The sequence below is a fragment of the Collimonas sp. genome (assembly GCF_044339385.1).
Classification (GTDB): domain Bacteria; phylum Pseudomonadota; class Gammaproteobacteria; order Burkholderiales; family Burkholderiaceae_D; genus Collimonas.
In genome coordinates this window covers 1-18,095 of the sequence record NZ_JBIIVN010000001.1, presented here as the reverse complement: position 1 = coordinate 18,095, position 18,095 = coordinate 1, and the positions used below count along the sequence as shown (strand labels likewise).

At 57.9% G+C, this 18,095-nt stretch carries 15 protein-coding genes and 1 pseudogene; 10 read left to right on the top strand and 6 right to left on the bottom strand.

Going from position 1 to position 18,095, the window contains the following annotated elements; all coding sequences use genetic code 11:
• The 9 genes from ACIQ0R_RS00080 to ACIQ0R_RS00040 all read left to right on the top strand — a co-directional run bounded on the left by ACIQ0R_RS00080 (position 1) and on the right by ACIQ0R_RS00040 (position 9,892).
• Positions 1-645 carry a type II secretion system protein J gene (locus ACIQ0R_RS00080; RefSeq protein ID WP_395822458.1) on the top strand — a complete coding sequence of 215 codons (645 nt, stop codon included), beginning with the start codon at positions 1-3 and terminating at the stop codon, positions 643-645.
• Positions 642-1,643: a type II secretion system minor pseudopilin GspK gene (gene gspK / locus ACIQ0R_RS00075; RefSeq protein ID WP_395822456.1), complete on the top strand. Its 1,002-nt coding sequence runs from the start codon at positions 642-644 to the stop codon at positions 1,641-1,643. The genes ACIQ0R_RS00080 and gspK overlap by 4 nt, the downstream gene beginning before the upstream one ends.
• Positions 1,644-1,657: 14 nt before the next feature.
• Positions 1,658-2,938, top strand: coding sequence for a type II secretion system protein GspL (gene gspL, locus ACIQ0R_RS00070; RefSeq protein ID WP_395822454.1), 1,281 nt, complete (start codon positions 1,658-1,660; stop codon positions 2,936-2,938).
• Positions 2,914-3,477 carry a type II secretion system protein GspM gene (gene gspM / locus ACIQ0R_RS00065; protein WP_395822452.1) on the top strand — a complete coding sequence of 188 codons (564 nt, stop codon included), beginning with the start codon at positions 2,914-2,916 and terminating at the stop codon, positions 3,475-3,477. Before gspL ends, gspM begins: the two co-directional genes overlap by 25 nt.
• Before the next feature lie 66 nt (positions 3,478-3,543).
• Positions 3,544-4,329 carry a type II secretion system protein N gene (locus ACIQ0R_RS00060; protein WP_395822450.1) on the top strand — a complete coding sequence of 262 codons (786 nt, stop codon included), beginning with the start codon at positions 3,544-3,546 and terminating at the stop codon, positions 4,327-4,329.
• Between the two features lie 8 nt (positions 4,330-4,337).
• Positions 4,338-6,629, top strand: coding sequence for a type II secretion system secretin GspD (gspD, locus tag ACIQ0R_RS00055; protein ID WP_395822448.1), 2,292 nt, complete (start codon positions 4,338-4,340; stop codon positions 6,627-6,629).
• Positions 6,626-8,077 carry a type II secretion system ATPase GspE gene (gene gspE, locus ACIQ0R_RS00050; protein WP_395822446.1) on the top strand — a complete coding sequence of 484 codons (1,452 nt, stop codon included), beginning with the start codon at positions 6,626-6,628 and terminating at the stop codon, positions 8,075-8,077. The genes gspD and gspE overlap by 4 nt, the downstream gene beginning before the upstream one ends.
• 12 nt (positions 8,078-8,089) lie before the next feature.
• The gene (gene gspF / locus ACIQ0R_RS00045) at positions 8,090-9,310 is read left to right on the top strand and encodes a type II secretion system inner membrane protein GspF (RefSeq protein ID WP_395822444.1); all 1,221 of its coding nucleotides are present in this window, start codon (positions 8,090-8,092) and stop codon (positions 9,308-9,310) included.
• Positions 9,311-9,319: 9 nt separating this feature from the next.
• Positions 9,320-9,892, top strand: a complete 573-nt coding sequence (locus ACIQ0R_RS00040) for a type II secretion system protein N (protein WP_395822442.1) — start codon at positions 9,320-9,322, stop codon at positions 9,890-9,892.
• Positions 9,893-10,055: 163 nt separating this feature from the next.
• Here ACIQ0R_RS00040 and hslU read toward each other — a convergent pair.
• The 6 genes and pseudogenes from hslU to dksA form a co-directional block, all read right to left on the bottom strand.
• Positions 10,056-11,403 (bottom strand): annotated as a pseudogene (gene hslU, locus ACIQ0R_RS00035) (ATP-dependent protease ATPase subunit HslU).
• A 97-nt stretch (positions 11,404-11,500) separates the two neighbouring features.
• Entirely contained in the window at positions 11,501-12,037 is a 537-nt protein-coding gene (gene hslV / locus ACIQ0R_RS00030; RefSeq protein WP_395822440.1) for an ATP-dependent protease subunit HslV, read from the bottom strand.
• Positions 12,038-12,246: 209 nt separating this feature from the next.
• Positions 12,247-13,629: a hypothetical protein gene (locus ACIQ0R_RS00025; RefSeq protein WP_395822438.1), complete on the bottom strand. Its 1,383-nt coding sequence runs from the start codon at positions 13,627-13,629 to the stop codon at positions 12,247-12,249.
• Between the two features lie 401 nt (positions 13,630-14,030).
• Positions 14,031-16,052, bottom strand: coding sequence for a TonB-dependent receptor (locus ACIQ0R_RS00020; RefSeq protein ID WP_395822436.1), 2,022 nt, complete (start codon positions 16,050-16,052; stop codon positions 14,031-14,033).
• 256 nt (positions 16,053-16,308) lie between these two features.
• Positions 16,309-16,689 (bottom strand): hypothetical protein, encoded by a 381-nt coding sequence (locus ACIQ0R_RS00015; protein ID WP_395822434.1) that lies wholly within the window; start codon positions 16,687-16,689, stop codon positions 16,309-16,311.
• 130 nt (positions 16,690-16,819) lie between these two features.
• Positions 16,820-17,224 (bottom strand): RNA polymerase-binding protein DksA, encoded by a 405-nt coding sequence (dksA, locus tag ACIQ0R_RS00010; RefSeq protein WP_395822514.1) that lies wholly within the window; start codon positions 17,222-17,224, stop codon positions 16,820-16,822.
• A 19-nt stretch (positions 17,225-17,243) separates the two neighbouring features.
• On the opposite strand from dksA, the gene ACIQ0R_RS00005 reads away from it, so the two are divergent.
• On the top strand, positions 17,244-17,780 hold the full coding sequence (locus tag ACIQ0R_RS00005; RefSeq protein ID WP_395822432.1) for a hypothetical protein: 537 nt from the start codon (positions 17,244-17,246) through the stop codon (positions 17,778-17,780).
• Positions 17,781-18,095: the final 315 nt, after the last annotated feature.

The window sequence follows — 18,095 nt, the reverse complement described above, 5'->3', positions numbered from 1 at the left end:
ATGATGCCGCCAAAATCTTCTTCAGGCTTTACGCTGGTGGAAATGATCATCGCCATCACCATCCTGGCGATGGTAGCGATACTTGGCTGGCGCGGACTCGACGGTATTGTCCGTTCGCGCATCGCATTGACCTCTGAAATGGAGCAGACGCGAGGCATGCAACTGACTTTCGCGCAGTTGCAAAGCGATTGCGACCAACTGGCGCCAGCCAGCCTGATGCCCGGGCGTCAGACCTTGCTGGCGGCGCAGGATCGTTTGCTTATCGTGCGCCTGGTGTATGCAGAACAGCAGCCGACACTGGTTCAGGTGGTCGATTATCGCCTGCGCAATGGTGTGCTGACGCGCAAGGAATCGATAGCAACGCGCGATCTGAGCGCCATCGATGGCCTCTGGCAGAGTGCACTGAACGACGCCGGCGACAATCCCGATAATACCCAAGCGGTGGCATTGCAATCCGACCTTGACTCGATGCAGATGCAATTATGGGGTAGCGACGGCCAAGGCTGGCGCCCGCCGCCGGCGGCCACTGCGGACCCCGAAAGCGGCCGCGCCGCAACCAATCAATGGGTCGGCCTGCAAGTCGCGTTGCAGATACGCAGCCACAGCGGCAGCATGGTCAAGACCTTTCTGCTGGGGGGTGCATGATGAGATTGCCGGTGCAGATCCGATGCAGGCAGCGCGGCGTGGCGGTGGTGACCGCTTTGTTGCTGACGACGCTGGCGGTGACCATTGTCGCCAGCCTGTTCTGGCAGCAGCAGGTCCAGGTGCGCTTGATAGAAAACCAGCGGCTGCAATTGCAGAAAGAATGGATCATGCGTGGTGCGCTCGATTGGGCTGGCATGATCCTGCGCGCCAGCGGGCGCCAGTTCGATTACGATGATCTGGGGCAGCCGTGGGCGGCGCCGCTGGCCGAAACACGCCTCGGCCAGTATGCCGATGATGCGCAAGCGGCAGATGACGCCGGCGATGCGGTGCTGTCCGGCAACATAGTTGACGCGCAGTCGCGTTACAACCTGAATAACCTGAGTGTCAGTGGTGTTGTTAGTCCGACCGAGTTACTGATGTTTCAGCGTCTTTTATCCAATCTGAACTTGCCAACCAGCCTGGCCAGCGTCGTGGCGGAGGCGGTCGCCAGCAGCCAATCGCTGACAGCGCCGGCGCCTGCCGGGCAGCAGTCGCCAACGCCCGGCAATTCCGCCAGCACCACTCTGCAAATGGTGCAGGTAGACGATCTGCTGGCGTTGCCCGGTTTTGATCCGGAGATAGTGCGTCAGTTGCAGGACTTTGTCGTGCTGCTGCCAACCAGTTCGGCGGCGCCGACGCCGATTAATGTCAACACGGCAGCGCCGGAGGTGTTGGCCGCTCGATTTGCCAATCTGTCTCTGAGCGAGGCGAACACCTTGGTGGCGGCGCGTCGCACGGCGCCATTTCGGGACACGACTTCCTTGTCGAAACAAATGTCGCAGTTGTTCGATAAGTCTTTTTCGGAAGCCTCCAATGCGCTTCTGGTCAGCGTCGCCAGCAACTTTTTTTTAATCAACGGCAAGATTCGCATGGGGCGGGCAGGGCTCAATACCGTATCCTTGCTGCAACGTGTCGGTAACCGTTCCAATAGTTTCATCGTGTGGGTCCGAGAACAATAAATGGGTAAAACGTTTTGAGCACTTTATACATCCGCATACCTGCCAGAGCCACGCTGGACAGTGCGGCAGCGGTGCCGATGCCGGATTGCCGCTTCGCGCTGGTATCCGATCAGGGCCGCATTGCGCGCCAGGGCAGTGAGCAACTTTCCGGCCTGGCCGAGCCGATCGCCGCCGCCAATCGGGTGGTGATGATCCTGGCCGCCGCCGATGTCAACCTGCTGCATTTGCCAGTGCCGCCACTTAGCGACGCCAAGCTCAAACTGGCGTTACCGAATCTGGTGGAAGAACAACTGCTGGCCGATCCAGCCGGTTGCGTCATCGTTGCGGGCCGCAAACCTAAAGCTAGCGGGCGTGCGGCAGATAATCTGAGATTGATTGCGGTAGTGCAGCGCGATTGGCTGGAGTTGCTGGTGAAGACCTTGCGCGCGCTGGGGGCGAATCAATTGCAAGCCAGGCCTGGCCAGTTGTGCCTGCCAGTGCGTGAGCCGGGGACGTCGGTTGCCGCGATTACCGATCATGGTGGCGATATCGATGTGGCGCTGCGGACGACCAAAGATCAGGGGCTGGGCTGGTCGCTGGCGCCGCTCGCGGCGCAATCGGTGGCATCTGAGGTGTTGACCGGGCTGACTGCGGTGGCGCCGCAGCAAGCGCTGATCGTGTATGTGCCGCAAGCCAGCGTTGCTGCATATCAGGCATTGGATGCGCAACAGGTTACGGTACAGCCGGATGACTGGTCGCACTGGATTGCGGGCGCGCAGGAGTTGTCGCGTGACGGCATCGACTTGATGAGCGGGTTGACCGCCAGCGCGGCCGGCACCGAATTCAGTTTGCGTCGCTGGCGCTGGCCGCTGGTAATGGCGGCGGCATTGCTGCTGGTGAATCTGAGCAGCTTGAATTACGACTGGTTGCGTATGCGGCGCGAAGCCGCCGGCCTGCGCGCCAGCATGATGCAAAACTATCGCCTGGCGTTTCCCAAGGAAACGGTGATTGTCGATCCGATTGCTCAGACCAAGCAAAAAATCGCAGCGGTTGAGCGCAGCGGCGGACAACTGGCGGCGGATGATTTCATCGCCCTGGCAGCGGCTTTCGGTTCAGCCTGGGCCGGGGTGCCGCAAAGCAGCGACCCCAGCGCTATCGCAGGACTCGAATATCGTGACCGCCATTTACTGGTACGCCTGAAAAATGGCGCCGATGCAGATGCTGTCGAAGCGCAAATCAAGGCAGCGTTGCAGGCAAACCAACTGACATTGAGCAAGCCGGCTAGCGGCGTATGGCAAATCGGGAGTGGCAAGTGATGTCGGCAATTAATCCGTTACAACAGGCCTGGGGAAAAATTCGCGTTCCGGCGGCCGCATACTGGGCGCAGCGGAATCAGCGCGAGCGTGGTCTGTTAGGCGCCGCTGCGGCATTGATTGTGCTGTCATGCATTTATCTGCTGCTGGTCGAACCAGCATGGAGCGGCCGCATCCGTTTGCAAAAAGACTTGCCGGTGCTGCGTCAGCAGGCTGCCGAGCTGCAAGCGCTGACCGCCAGGGCGGCGTCGTTGACTGGTCTTCAGGCTGAGCGAACCGCACCAACGCTGACCAAGGATGCAGTGGAGATGGCATTGAAAGTCAAGGGGCTGAGTGCGCAAAGCGTCGCCCTCAGCGGCGAACTGGCCAGAGTGCAGTTGTCCGGTGTCGCGTTTGCCGGCCTGCTCGATTGGTTAGACAATGCGCAAAAGAACAGTCAATGGCAAGTGGTAGAAGCCAACATCAGCGCGCCAGGCGGGGCCAATGTCCAGCCCGGTACAGTCAATGCATCGCTTACGTTGCGGCAGCAGAAGCATGAATAATCGCAGCAATACGCCGCCTGTTAAGCAGACCAATCACGGTTTGTGTTTTAGCGTTATGGGTCAATGATGTTGCGGCTTCGTATGACAGTGATGTGGGCGGTAGCGGCGCTGTTGAGCGTGCTGGTTACCGTGCTGGCATTTTTGCCGGCGGCGTGGCTGGCGCCGTTGCTGGAAAGCCAGACTCAGGGACGCATTACTCTGGGCGATGCGCAGGGATCACTATGGCGCGGCTCGGCATTTGTCGGCGCCGCGCCAAGTGGGCGGGAAGCGGTGACGGCGTTGTTGCCGGGACGCTTCAGTTGGCGCTTATCGCCGCTGGTACTGGTGGGGCGGCTGGATGCATCGCTGGAAAATGCGCAAGTGCTGTCGCAGCCGGTGACCGTGCGCGGCAGCTGGAGTGCCTGGAGCATCAGCCCGGCCAGCCTGGCATTGCCGGCAGAGCGGCTGGCGGCGCTTGGGGCGCCGTTGAATACGCTACAGCCGTCCGGCAAGATGTCGCTGTCGTGGCAGCAGATCGAGCTGGTGCGCAGTGGCGGCGGCATCGATATGAACGGCCTCATGACGCTCGAGATGCTGTCGATGGCCTCGCGTTTGTCGCCCGTCAAGCCGCTTGGCAGTTATCGCCTGCATCTCGACTGGCGCGAGCGCGATGCCGGGTTAATGCTGGAGACATTGAGCGGAGCAATGCTGCTCGACGGCAGCGGCAATCTTCGTAACGGACATTTGCAGTTTTCCGGGACCGCGCAAGCGGCAGCGGGGCAAGAGGAAAAGTTGGCCACGTTACTGAGTTTGTTGGGCCAACGTCGCCAGATCAACGGCAAGAATGTTATCGGATTAGAGTTTAAATCATGAAAGATAAAATGTATCTCGCAATACTCTCGACATTTGCAGCACGCAACTGGCGCAGTGCCGCAGGCATCACATTGTTGACCTGTGCAGTTGTCGCCGCGGTGCCGCCAGCGCTGGCAGCAAATGCTGCAATCGGCCCCGTCGAGGGCGTGAGCGGCCAGGCAGTAATGAATTTTGTCCGCGCCGATATCGAATCGGTGATCAAGGCGGTCGGCCAGTACACCAATCTGACTTTCATTATCGATCCGCGCGTCAAGGGCAGCATCAACCTGGTCTCGGAAAAACCATTGAGCAAGGCGCAAGCGCTTGACCTGCTGGCATCGACTTTGCGTCTGCAGGGCTATGCGGTGGTGCGCGGCGACGGTTTCGTCAAGGTGGTGCCGGAAGTCGACGCCAAATTGCAGTTGGGTGCGGCCTCCGGCGTTGCTCGCACGCCTGCGGTTCGAGGTGACCAGATTGCGACGCAGATATTTTCGCTCAACTATGAGTCGGCGACGAATATCCTGCCGGTGCTGCGGCCGCTGATTTCGCCGAACAATACGATCAATGCCAATCCCGGTAATAACACGTTGGTCGTGACCGATTACGCCGAGAATCTGCAGCGCCTGGGCAAGATGATCGCCACTCTCGATGTGCCGGCCATGAGCGATCTGGATGTGCTGCCGGTGCGGTATGCGGTGGCAAGCGATATCGCCGTGATTGCCAGCAAGCTGCTTGATGCCGGCGGCGCAGGTGCCGGTGGCGGCGAAAGCCTGCGCACGATTATCATGGCCGATTCGCGGACCAATTCGGTGATTGTTCGCGCACCGTCGGCGGGACGGGCCAATCTGGCAAAGTCGTTGATTGCTAAACTAGACCAGCCGACTGCCAATGCCGGTAACGTGCATGTGGCTTACCTCAAAAATGCCGATGCAGTCAAACTGGCGAAGACCTTGCGCGCCATCGTGTCGTCTGATGCATCGCTACCGAGTGGCAATTCGTCGAACAAGAATGCCGGCGCAGGCGGCAACTCGGGGAGCATGCTGCAAAGTTCGAATAGCAATTCAGTCGGCAGCTCGGTGTCGGCATCGGCATCATCCGGCAGCGATTCATCATCTCAGTCTTCCGGCGGCGGCAGTGGCGCTGCCGGGTTCATCCAGGCTGACGAAACCACCAACACATTGATCATCACCGCCAGCGAACCCGTTTACCGGAATATCCGCGGCGTCATCGATCAGCTCGATACGCGCAGGGCGCAAGTCTATGTGGAAGCCCTGATCGTCGAAGTCACCGACAGCGCAGCGAGCGAAATCGGCGTGCAATGGCTGGCGCTGACGGGCAACAGCAACAGCGCCTACCGGGTCGGTGGCGGCACCGGTTTTTCCGGTGCCAATTCCGGCATCATTAATAACAATCTGTTTAATACAGCGATCGGTCAGGCCGTCAGCTCAGGTTCTGGCGCCACCTCTGTGCCGACCCTTGGCAGCGGCTTTCAGCTCGGCGTGTTTCGCCAGATCGCCGGCAAGATCGGCCTGGGAGCATTAGCGAGTGCGTTAAATAACACGACCGGCGGTAACGTACTGTCGATGCCGAATCTGATGACGCTGGATAACGAGGAAGCCAAGATCATCGTCGGGCAGAACGTGCCGTTCGTGACCGGCTCGTATGCCAATACCGGCGGCACTACATCCAATCCCTTTACCACCGTCGACCGTAAGGACGTCGGTACCGCGCTGAAGATCAAGCCGCATATTTCGGAAGGTGGTACGGTGCGCCTGGAAATTTCACAGGAAGTGTCGGCAGTCATAGCGGCTACTGCCAGCAACCAGAACGGCCCGACGACGACCAAGCGTTCGCTGGATACCAATGTGCTGGTCGACGATGGTCAGATCATTGTGCTCGGCGGTCTGGTCGGCGATGACAACTCAAACAGTATTCAGAAGGTGCCGCTGCTGGGGGACCTGCCCTTCATCGGCAATTTCTTCAAATACCAATCCGGCTCGCGCAGCAAGACCAACCTGATGATTTTCCTGCGGCCGACGATCATTCGCGACAAGGAGGCCAGTAACCGGGTATCGATTGATCGCTACGACTACATGCGCAAGCAACAAATTAGCGTGCAGCCCGGCAAGAGCATTCTGACCGATTTTGGCTCTTCGGTAACGCCTGCGTTGGAAGATGGCGGTCCCTTCCTCGATCTGCGCAAACTGGAAGGGGCAGCACCAGAGTCATCCGCGGCCGAACAGTCGGCGCCGGTACTGACGATCCCTCAACCCGCTGCCGTCTCGCCGGCGCCGGGCTTTCTCAACGATAGCACGCGATGAGTGATACCAGAATGAGCGACGCGCGTCTGTTGCCCTATGCGTTCGCGCGCAATTTTTCGTTGCTGGCGCAGCGTGTCGCAGATGCCAGTGGTGTCAACAGCCCGGTTGAGGTTTGGATTTCTGAGGCCACACAGCAAACCGCCATCACTGAAGTCAGCCGCCGTTTCGGCCGGGTGACGTTCCGCACGATGGCGCGCGAGGCGCTGGAAGAGGCGATTGCCAAAGCCTATGCCGGTGCCGGCGGCGATGCCGCGCAAGTGGTCGATGAGTTTGAATCCGATCTCGATCTGGCTAAATTGATGCAAGACATGCCGGCCATTGAGGATTTGTTGGAGTCGTCCGACGATGCGCCTGTCATCCGCATGATCAACGTGCTGCTGACACAGGCACTGCGGGAAGGCGCATCCGATATCCACATTGAACCATTCGAGCAGATTTCGGTAGTGCGTTTCCGCATCGACGGCGGCCTGCGCGATGTCGTGCGGCCTAAGAAAGCGGTACATGCCTCGCTGATTTCGCGTATCAAGATCATGGCGCAACTGGATATCGCCGAAAAGCGTTTGCCGCAGGATGGCCGCATCACGTTGCGGGTTGGCGGCAAGCCTGTCGATGTCCGCGTCTCTACCTTGCCGACCGGTCATGGCGAGCGCGCAGTGCTGCGCTTGCTCGACAAGGAAGCCGGGCGGCTCGACCTGCAGCACCTCGGCATGAGTCCGGCGGTGCTGCCGCAGTTCGATCGTCTGATCGCGCAGCCGCATGGCATCGTGCTGGTCACCGGGCCGACCGGCTCCGGCAAGACCACCACGCTGTATGCGGCGCTGTCGCGCCTCAATACCAGCAGCACTAATATCCTGACGGTGGAAGATCCGATCGAATACGAGTTGGCCGGGGTCGGTCAAACCCAGGTCAATGCGCGTATTGACCTGACTTTCGCCAAGGCCTTGCGGGCGATCTTGCGGCAAGATCCGGACGTCATCATGATCGGTGAAATTCGCGACCTTGAAACTGCCCAGATCGCGGTACAGGCATCGCTCACCGGTCACTTGGTTCTGGCGACCCTGCACACCAACGATTCGGCAGCTGCGGTAACCCGCTTGCTCGGCATGGGCATCGAGCCCTTCCTGTTGTCATCGTCTTTGCTAGGTGTGGTGGCGCAACGCCTGGTGCGTAAGTTGTGCGTGCATTGCCGCCGTCACGACGGCCAGATCTGGCATGCGGTCGGCTGCGAACAATGCGGGCATACAGGCTACCAAGGCCGTGTCGGCGTCTATGAGTTGTTGCTGACCGCCGATGAGATTCAGGCGCAGATTCACAACCGCGCTTCCGAAGCCGAGATTTTGCAGGCGGCGCAGCGCAATGGCATGCGCACCATGCGTCAGGACGGCGAGCGCTGGCTGGCCGAAGGCGTCACCACGCAGGCCGAGTTGCTGCGTGTGACCAAAGAATAAGCGAGGACCAGAGTGCCAGCATTTCGTTACGAAGCGGTAGATGCCGCCGGCAGCAGCACCAAGGGCGTAGTCAATGCTGACAGCGCCAAGATGGCGCGGGCAGACCTGCGCGCCCAGGGTTTGCTACCGCTGACGGTGGAGCAGATTGCGCAGCAAGTCGATGCCGCCGGCAACCTGCAGCGACGGGGTTTCGGCGAGCATCTGTCGACCGTCGAGATCGCCTTGTTCACCCGCCAGCTGGCGAGCCTGCTGGAAGCCAGCCTGCCGCTGGAGCAGGCTCTGACAGCATTGCTGGAGCAAGCCGAGCGCACTTATCAGCGCGATCTGATCGCATCAATTCGCTCAGAGGTGATGGGCGGATCCTCGTTGTCGGCAGCGCTGGCCGGACATCCACGCGATTTTGCCGAAATCTATCGGGCGCTGGTCGCCTCGGGTGAACAGATCGGCCAGTTGGCACGGGTGCTGTCGCGCCTTGCCGATTACATCGAGCGCCGTAATTCTCTGGTGCAGAAAGTCAAGCTGGCGTTTACTTATCCGGCCATCGTCACCGTGGTGGTCTTTGTGATCGTCATCTTTTTGCTGACCTACGTGGTGCCGCAGATCGTTTCAGTGTTCGCCAATACCAAGCAGAAATTGCCGGTGTTGACGGTAATGATGCTGGCCACCTCCGATTTTGTGCGCAATTACGGCTGGATGGTGTTGGCGGCAGTGATTGGATTGTTCTATATCTGGCGCACCGCCCTGAAGAATCCCGCCACCAAGATGCGCTGGCATACATGGCTGCTCAGCGCACCGCTATACGGCAAATTCGAACGTAGTTTGAATACCGCGCGCTTTGCCAGTACGCTGGCGATCACTACCGGCTCTGGGGTGCCGATTTTGGCAGCGTTGCAAACCAGCCGCGATACGCTCTCTAATGTCGCCATGCGACAGCAAGTCGATACCGCTGCGACCAGTGTGCGTGAAGGTGTCGGCCTGGCGCGTGCACTGGCGGCACACAAGCATTTTCCGCCGATGCTGATCCACATGATTCGCGCCGGCGAAGTCACCGGTGAACTGCCCGCCATGCTGGAACGTGCGGCCAGCGCGCAGGAGCAGGATCTGGAACGCCGCGCCCTGACGATTGCCGGCCTGCTCGAGCCGGCCCTGATTCTGGCGATGGGGGTGGTGGTATTACTGATTGTGCTGGCGGTATTGATGCCGATTATTGAAATTAACCAGTTGGTGCGCTAGGACTAAATTGTGAACGGGAAAATAAGTAAAAAAATGGGTCGCCATGCCAAGCGATTGCCGGGATTCATCAGCCTGCTATTGTTCATGCTGCTCTGCGCCTGCACGGCTTACTGGGTACTGCAACTGATCGAGCCGCCGCTGCGTGCTGTCACCGCACCGCCGCAGGCAGAGGAGCCGCAAGTCGATGCTACGCTGGCGGCAGGGTTGTTTGGTGGGCGCGGTACGGTAACCGTGGCCAGCAATTATCAGTTGCTGGGTGTAGTCGCAGCAAAAAAGGGTGACGAGAGCGTGGCGATCCTGAGCGCCGACGGCAAGCCACCGCAAGCCGTCCGACAAGGCAAGGAGCTTGCGCCTGGCACCAGCGTCAAGGAGGTGCACCCGACTTATGTGCTGCTGTCAGAGGGGGGAGTGTTAAAGCGTGTCACATTGCCGCAAGACGCCCAGCAGCAGGGCGGCATGGTGACGGCTTCACCGATCCCGGCACCGAGCCAGAGGCCAACGCCGGTCGCAGAGCCTGCTGCGGCAACGATGAATCGTGATAGTCCGATCGAAGGACCTGCTTCGCTGGTGCAGGATAAATAACCAACAACGTCAGTACCAGGCAAGCTTGGCGCTAGTCACTTCCAGTACCGCTTGCGCCCGGCATTACTGACGTGCCCGGCACTACTGACGGACTATCAACCAAGCAATGCGCAGATCCGGGATCGCTTAGCTGCAATGCTGTCCCGAATCGGCCGCGCAGTCGTTACAGCACGTAACGCGACAAGTCTTCATTGACCACCAGTGCGCCGAGGCGTTGATCGACATAGGCAGCATCGAGGACCATGGTTTTTTCGGTCGCATTGGTCGCCGAAAACGAGATTTCCTCCAGCAGTTTTTCCATTACCGTATACAAGCGGCGCGCACCGATGTTTTCGGTTTTTTCGTTAACCGAGAACGCGATTTCGGCCAGCCGCTGGATACCTTCCTTGGCAAATTCCAGCTTCACGCCTTCGGTGCCAAGCAATGCTTCGTATTGCTTGGTCAGGCAGGCGTCGGTGCCGGCCATGATTCTTTCGAAATCGCTGATCGACAGCGAATCCAGTTCGACGCGGATCGGGAAGCGGCCCTGCAGCTCAGGGATCAGATCCGACGGTTTGGCCAGGTGGAAAGCGCCCGATGCAATAAACAGGATGTGATCGGTCTTGATCATGCCGTACTTGGTGTTGACCGTGGTGCCTTCGACCAGCGGCAGCAGATCGCGCTGCACGCCGGCGCGCGAGACATCGGCGCCGCCGTTTTGCGAGCGGGTAGCGATCTTGTCGATCTCGTCGAGGAACACGATACCGTTCTGCTCGACATTGCTGATGGCTTTCTGCTTGAGCTCATCTTCATTGACCAGTTTTGCAGCCTCCTCCTCGATCAAGACCTTCATCGCATCCTTGATCTTGATCTTGCGGTTTTTCTTGCGGTTGCTGCCGATGCAGGAAAACATCGATTTGATCTGTTCGGTCATTTCTTCCATGCCCGGCGGCGCCATGATTTCCATCTGTGATGTGGCCTCCGACAATTCAATCTCAATCTCCTTGTCGTCGAGCACACCTTCGCGCAGCCGCTTGCGGAATGTCTGCCGCGTGTTGTTGCTTTTGTCGGCGCCGGCATCGCTTTCCACCGGTTCTGGATGGAAACCAAAATCGCGTGCCGGCGGCACCAGGATATCGATCACGCGGTCTTCAGCCGCATCTTCTGCGCGTGCGCGCACCTTGCGCATTTCGGCTTCGCGGGTTTGCTTGATGCCGATGTCGATCAGGTCGCGAATGATGGTATCGACGTCGCGGCCAACATAACCGACTTCGGTAAATTTGGTCGCCTCGATCTTGATGAACGGCGCATCTGCCAGTTTGGCCAGGCGCCGCGCGATCTCGGTTTTGCCGACGCCGGTCGGGCCGATCATCAGGATATTCTTTGGTGTGATCTCATGGCGCAGCGGCTCCGCGATCTGCTGGCGACGCCAGCGGTTACGCAAGGCGATGGCGACCGCGCGCTTGGCGCGGTCTTGGCCGACGACGTGTTTGTCGAGTTCGGAGACAATTTCTTGGGGGGGTCATGTTCATGATTTTTCCGCGTGATATTTGGAAACCTGCTGATATGTCGCTGTTCCCTGATCCATTCTTGAATCAGCCCGGCATATAGTCGAGCTGGGATGGCGACTTAGTCGAGGGTTTCGATGATGTGCGACAGGTTGGTATAGATGCAGAGCTCACCGGCAATCACCAGCGACTTTTTAACTATCTCAGCTGGCGACAGTTCGGTGTTTTCTTGTAACGCCTTGGCCGCGGATTGGGCAAACGTGCCGCCAGAGCCAATCGCGCCGATGCCGTCGGTAGGTTCCAGCACGTCGCCGTTGCCCGTAATGACCAGCGTGGTTTCGCGGTCGGCTGTCAGCAGCATCGCTTCGAGCCGGCGCAGCATGCGGTCGGTGCGCCACTCCTTGGCCAGTTCGACCGAGGCGCGCATCAGGTTGCCCTGGTGTTTTTCGAGTTTTGCTTCAAACAAATCGAGCAGTGTGAATGCGTCGGCAGTGCCGCCGGCAAAGCCGACCAGCACCTTACCTTGGTACAGCTTGCGCACTTTGCGCGCAGTGCCTTTCATTACAACATTGCCGAGTGTTACCTGACCGTCCCCGCCCAATGCAACGCTGTTGCCGCGCCGTACCGAGAGGATGGTGGTGCCATGAAATTGCTCCATTTTACGAGCCTCAGAAATCATGCAGGGCGCGAATGCGACCACGCTGCATGTGATTCATTATCGATCGATAAATCGATATTGTTCGGAAAAACTGGGGACGGCCTGCCTGATTACAAGCGGGGATTGGGGGGGATTGATGTTGTTGCGGCGGCGCCAAGAGGATAGTTTTATTTTTTGTCAATCAGCCAATGTTGATGGCCGTCAGTTCGTCAGTTCTTACGCGACACTACACGCACGATTTCATTGATCCCCACCACTTTGAACAACGCCGCAATCAGATGGTTGACGCCATGAAATTCGACGGTATTGCCGTTGCTCGCAAGTAATGCCAACCCATTCAGCAATTCACCGGCAGCGTTGAAATCGACACGAATCAGACGCGAGCAATCCATGATTGCCGGACTGTGGGCACTTGCGTGGATTTGTATCTTTTTCAGCAATTCATCGGTGCGTCCTTCGATCAGCGTCGGCATCAGCAATGTATTGCCAGATGGCATTCCTGGCGTTGGCGCGCGTTCCTCGGGCGCGGTGATGATCTTGTTGTGCGGCGCAACAAATGGCGGTGGTGAGACTTCGAAAGTGATTGAATAGTCTATGCTTGTATCTTCGTAGGCGGTCTCAAGATTGAGCAGATGCAGGATTTCAAGCAACAGCAGCCAAGGCGCAGCGGTTTCGTCACGGCGTCCTACCTGCAGGATCTCGCGGATTTTATCGGCCAGTTCATCTGCCCCAACCAGAGTCAGATCAAGCCCCGCCTTTTGCAGCTTTTTGAGCATCCGCAGCAATAACCCGCAACCAATCGGATCGACCGCACTCACGCGTGTAAACTCCAGGCGCAACGCCGGGTGGCTGGCACTGAGTTTCTGGGCGCGTTCCAGTTGCTTGCCGATGTTGGCGTCGAGCCTGCCGGAAAACGCCACAGCAGGGATGCTCCCCAACGGCTCCTGGCTTTTGGCTTGTGGATCCAGTGTCAGGACATCTATCCAGGTCGGCGGCGAGGACTCAAATTTGTTGGCAAAATCGACAGATAAATTATCGAACTGCTGCTGTTTGCCGGTGATTTGATATAAATCCAGCAACATCCACCAAGCGATGTGAGCCGATGCGCCAAGATCGTCGTCGGCGATCGCGTTAAGCAGCAGTTGTTCGGCAATCTCGCTCTGGTTGCTGGTAAACAATACCGCAGCTTCTTCGATGACTTCGGGGGTGTCGGAAACCGACACCTCAATGCTGCCGCTGCGAGAATCGTTATCCAGATACTCGGTGGTCCTGCTCATCACCGGCAAAGTCATCTGTGTCGTGTTGGCGCTTTGGGTTGTGGCTGGCGTTGCCAGGTCGGCCTCGTTGGCGGATTTTGTGAGCGGTGGCAGTTGGACGAATTCGGAAGACATTTCCGACTCTATCGCATCGATTTTCATTGAGGTCGTGCTGCGCGAAGCACTATCGCGCAGAGTCGTCGAGCTGGTCGACGGCTCCACTGTGTCGCCGTACAGAACCGGTAATTGACTGTCTGCTGCGGACGGTACTTTTTCATCCTTCGGTGCTGCACCGTTTGGACGATTATTTTTGCCGAAGAGCGAGAAAATCCCCACGTATTAGTCCTGAAGTAAGTTGCTGTGAAAGCTGTATGACTAGCTCTGCCTGATCGAAAGCGCGCTCCGCGCGAAAGGCAGGCAGCGCTGCAATTTGTTACCTTGCACGCAAGTTGTAGGGCGTTTTTGCCAACCCACCCTGTCAATGTAAATGCGCGGTTTTTATTATTGTGAGCTCGTATTCTCAACTTGTTTTTTAGTAAACCTGAGGCCAAAAAACATGATGGAACGATGCCACTAAAGGTAACACAAAGGGGCCAGTCAAATATACCTCCAGTGGGATTAATTGTTACATTAAAATTTCCACATGGAAAGCAATGTCATCTGAACCTATCGCGCTTGTTCTGAGTGGCAATGCAATGTGAGATGACATTGCATTGCCACTCAGAGACGCTAGATACTCAGAATTTTGTACGAACGCCAAGAATCAGACTGCGCCCCGGCTGTGGCGCGACATCTTTGAGCAGCGATGTCGCCAGGCGGATATCCTGATTCAGCAGGTTCTTGGCCAAAGCAAACCAGGTCACTTGAGTTGCGCGAAGCTGTTGGGTGTAGGACAGACTCGCGTCGATTTTTGTATATCCCGGCGTGACGCTGGCTTCAAAACTTGCCAGGCGGGCTTGCTGTTGTGCGCGTGTGATTGACATGCCGCTACGCCAAGGTCCCTGCAGATAGCCGATTTCCACGCCGTAGCGTGTAGCCGGCTGTAACGGCAAGTTGCCCATCTGGTCCAGCGTGCCGCGCGAGGTGTCGGCAAAGCCGCGCACCGAAAATCCCTCGCCGCGCAGGTTATAGCTGATCTCGGCCTCGGCGCCGCGGATGGTAGCGTCCGCCTGTGACCAGAGGCGCTCGGTAAATTCGCCATCCGGCGCGGCGGCACCGTCTTCATCGACCTGGCCGGCATTGCGGCCGAACACGTAATTGCTGACATGGTTCTGAAACAGATTGGCTTTCCAGCGGATCAGCCCCGAGGTTTTTTGCAGGGTCAGTTCGATATTGCGCGAGGTTTCTTTTTTCAACCCGGGGTCGCCGATATCGAAAGTCGCTGTCGATTCGTGCGGGCCGTTTGAGTAAAGCTCCTCGGCACCCGGTGCGCGTTGGGCGATGGATAACGTCGGACCGAAGCCATATCCGGGCAGGAAACTCCACAACGCGCCAACTGAGTAGGATAGCAAGTTGAACTTGCGTTCGGCCAAGCCGGTATCGCCATCGGGCCGACGTTTGATCGACTCCAGGCGCACGCCGGCGCTGGTCAGCAGTGGTCCGAAGTTACGCTCTTCTACCAGAAAGGCGGCGATAGCGCTGGATTTGGTGCGCGGCACGGTATTGGGCAAGCCGCTCTCGGCGGACAAGGCGGAAAAGCGTGTGTCTTCGGTTTGTATGCCGAACGTGCCATGCCATCCGGCCAACGGCTTGTGCGCGATTTCCCAGCGGGTTTCCGTAGACTTATTCGAGAAAATGGCACTGGGATCGCCGTTTTCTTGTTTTTCAGTGTGGGTGTAGTCGGTGCGGCCCAGCTTGAACGTCAGTTTTTCGACGCCGGTAAACGGCGCGTCGATCTGCCCGGCGATATCGTAGCGGGTTTGATGCAGGTCAATGAAGGATTTTTCGGCGGTGGGAATGCCGTAGTGCTCTGCCAGCGTCGCCACCGATGCGCCGAGATAGCCCCAGGACGCCACATATGAGGCGCCAGCGCCAAGCCCGGTCTGGTGGGGGAACGAGTTGGGCAGCCGGCCTGAAGGCGAATCGGCGTCGTTTCGGGTGGTGTGGTCGGGGATCTTGTAATTGCCAGTATCGCGCCAGTCACCGTCCAGATGCCAGCCGACTGATCCGGCCGAACCATCCAGAACCAGAGATGTGCTGCGGCCATTGTCGACCGTGCTGTAACGGGCTTCGGCCGCGCCGCTGACATGTTTTTGCAGTTCGGTCGGGATGCGATCGTTGATGACATTGACCAGGCCGCCGATGGCACCTGAGCCATACAGTAAGGCTGCCGGTCCGCGCAAGATTTCAATTTGGCGTGCGGTAGCCGCCTCGGTCGCCACCGCGTGATCGTTGGACAGGCTGGAGACATCGGCCACGGACATGCCGTTTTGCAGGATCTTGATGCGCGGCCCTTCCATGCCGCGGATGATCGGACGGGAAGCGCCGGCACCGAAGCCGGACGCCGATACGCCGAGTTCTTGTGCCAGCGTGCCGCCAAGCGAGGTGCTGATTTTGTTACGCAACTCTTCGCCGGACAGCACTTTGGTGGGCGTCAGTATCTGCGTGTCGGGATTGGCGTTGAGCGGACTTGCCGTCACCACGATCGGCGCCAGCAGCCTGGGCGTGTCGGTGGCGACGCTTTGGGCGTAGGCGCCGGAAGATAGCGCGGCGAGCGCACAGAGCACAGCATTGGATAAAAGTGTACGGTTGGCAAACATGGTGATTCCTGACAGGTAACTGCTGCCGCCGACCTTACACTGCAACACGGATGATCGAGCAGGCGGCGCACCGATATGGCTGCAGTCTCCCCCTTGCGGCTTACTCCGGTCAACCGGAGTGGAGAAAGACATGCAGTATAGGCACGCCGCTGCAGCTCATCAAACGTCAAGACGATTGGTGGCGGCAGCAATAAATGATTGGCTATCCGGTCTTGCCGGATTTTCTGGAGAGCACCGCAGGGCGGCGCCGAAGGCGTCAATGCCTGTCAGGGCTGGGTGGGGCGCGTGATAAAAAATGGCAGGCGAAAGGCGCATCCCATGAGGCGAATGCCTGCCATTTGGCCATTACATGCGTGCCCGGCACTGGCGGCAGGTTCAGCGGCATGCTGTAGATTACCGCAGCCAGGGTGGCATCGTCGAAAGCAGCGCAGGAGTGATGTGCCTTGCCTCCGCCTTCGATCGTTTTTTCGATGACCGACGTCAGATGCGTCAGTTGCGTCGCTTGCTTGTTTTCCCAGGCCGCGTGGACGATGCTATGCGTTAATCCTAACCACTGAGAGAACATGAGCGCCAATACCAGCAACGGCGCGAGCGTGGCTTGTCCGAGGCGTCTGCAACGAATTGACGAAGCTGACATCAGATGGTGACGACGAGCGGGAGTGGTTGACGATGCGGCATGCGAGCGATCGTAGAGGGCGAAAGATGCAAAGAATAACGCGCCTCGAGATTGCCTGGCGCGTTATCTAATATTCGTCTTGAGGATCAGATCAGTCGCCGTAAAGCTTTTGTTTCAGTTCGCGGCGTTGCTGGGCTTCCAGCGACAAGGTCGCGGTTGGACGCGCCAGCAAGCGTGGAATACCAATAGGCTCGCCAGTTTCTTCGCACCAGCCGTACTCGCCGGCATCGATCGATGCGATCGACTGCTGCACCTTTTTCAGCAATTTGCGTTCGCGGTCGCGAGTACGCAATTCCAGCGCATGTTCTTCTTCGATAGTGGCGCGGTCCGCCGGATCCGGGACCAGGACGGTTTCACGCAAATGTTCTGTGGTTTCTCCGGCGTTCTTGAGCAGGTCGATTTCTAACTGCTGCAAACGCGCTTTGAAGAAAGCCAGTTGCGCTTCGTTCATGTAATCCTTTTCACCCATCTTAAGGATTTTCTCTTCGATCAACAGAACGGTTTCTGATGTCGGTTTGGATGTTTTAGTAGCCACTTCGCTTGCTTTCGATACGACGTTTTTTTCAAACTTATCCGTTGATCCGGCACTTGCGGGCTTGTCGCTGATGCTGCTAGCGTCGGATCTGGCCGTTGGGGAATTCAGTTTCTTTACAACAGAACTACTGGTTTTCACCGTTGTATTAAGCGTTGCCTTGTCTGCGGCAGGACTTGATTTCTATACAGAATCGGCAGCCGCCGATTTCTTGGGTAGGGATTTTACAACAGGTTTGGGACTGGGTTTGGCAACTTTGGGCAAAGCTTTTGATGCTTTAGTAGTGGGTGTATCGGCCTTTGGCTCCGTCTTGACCGCAAGTTGCCGGGTTTTCTCTGTGGCCTGTTTGGCTTTTCCGCTCGCCGCTGTTTTTTTTGTGGGAACGCCTGCCTTGCCCGCGGCCTTGGTTTTGCTCGACGCAGTCAATTTTTCCATTGCTGCCGCCGCTTTTTTTGCGGCGGTCTTGGTAACGGTCAGGTTCATGGTTCTCTCCCTTGAGGTTTGTCGAGATTCCGCTTGAACATTGGTGTCGCGGCTGTCTTGCAGCACATCCAGTGGCGACAATTCAACTATCCAGCCTGGTTCTCAACAATCCCGTAATCAGTAGTCATACCATCATGTATCGGGTGTGCTATCCAGTGATTTCCTAGCGCAAAACTGCCATAGTTTATACCAGACATTGCTCCAAACCGCGAATAAAGATCTCTTTTGGTAAATTTTTACCAATAAGGGGAGAACAGGGAAAACGGAAAAAATCGTACGCTAAGGATTTTTCGGATGCCCCAGCTATTTTGTTGGCTTGTTACGGGCCAGTAGTCGCGTCACCGTGGACGGA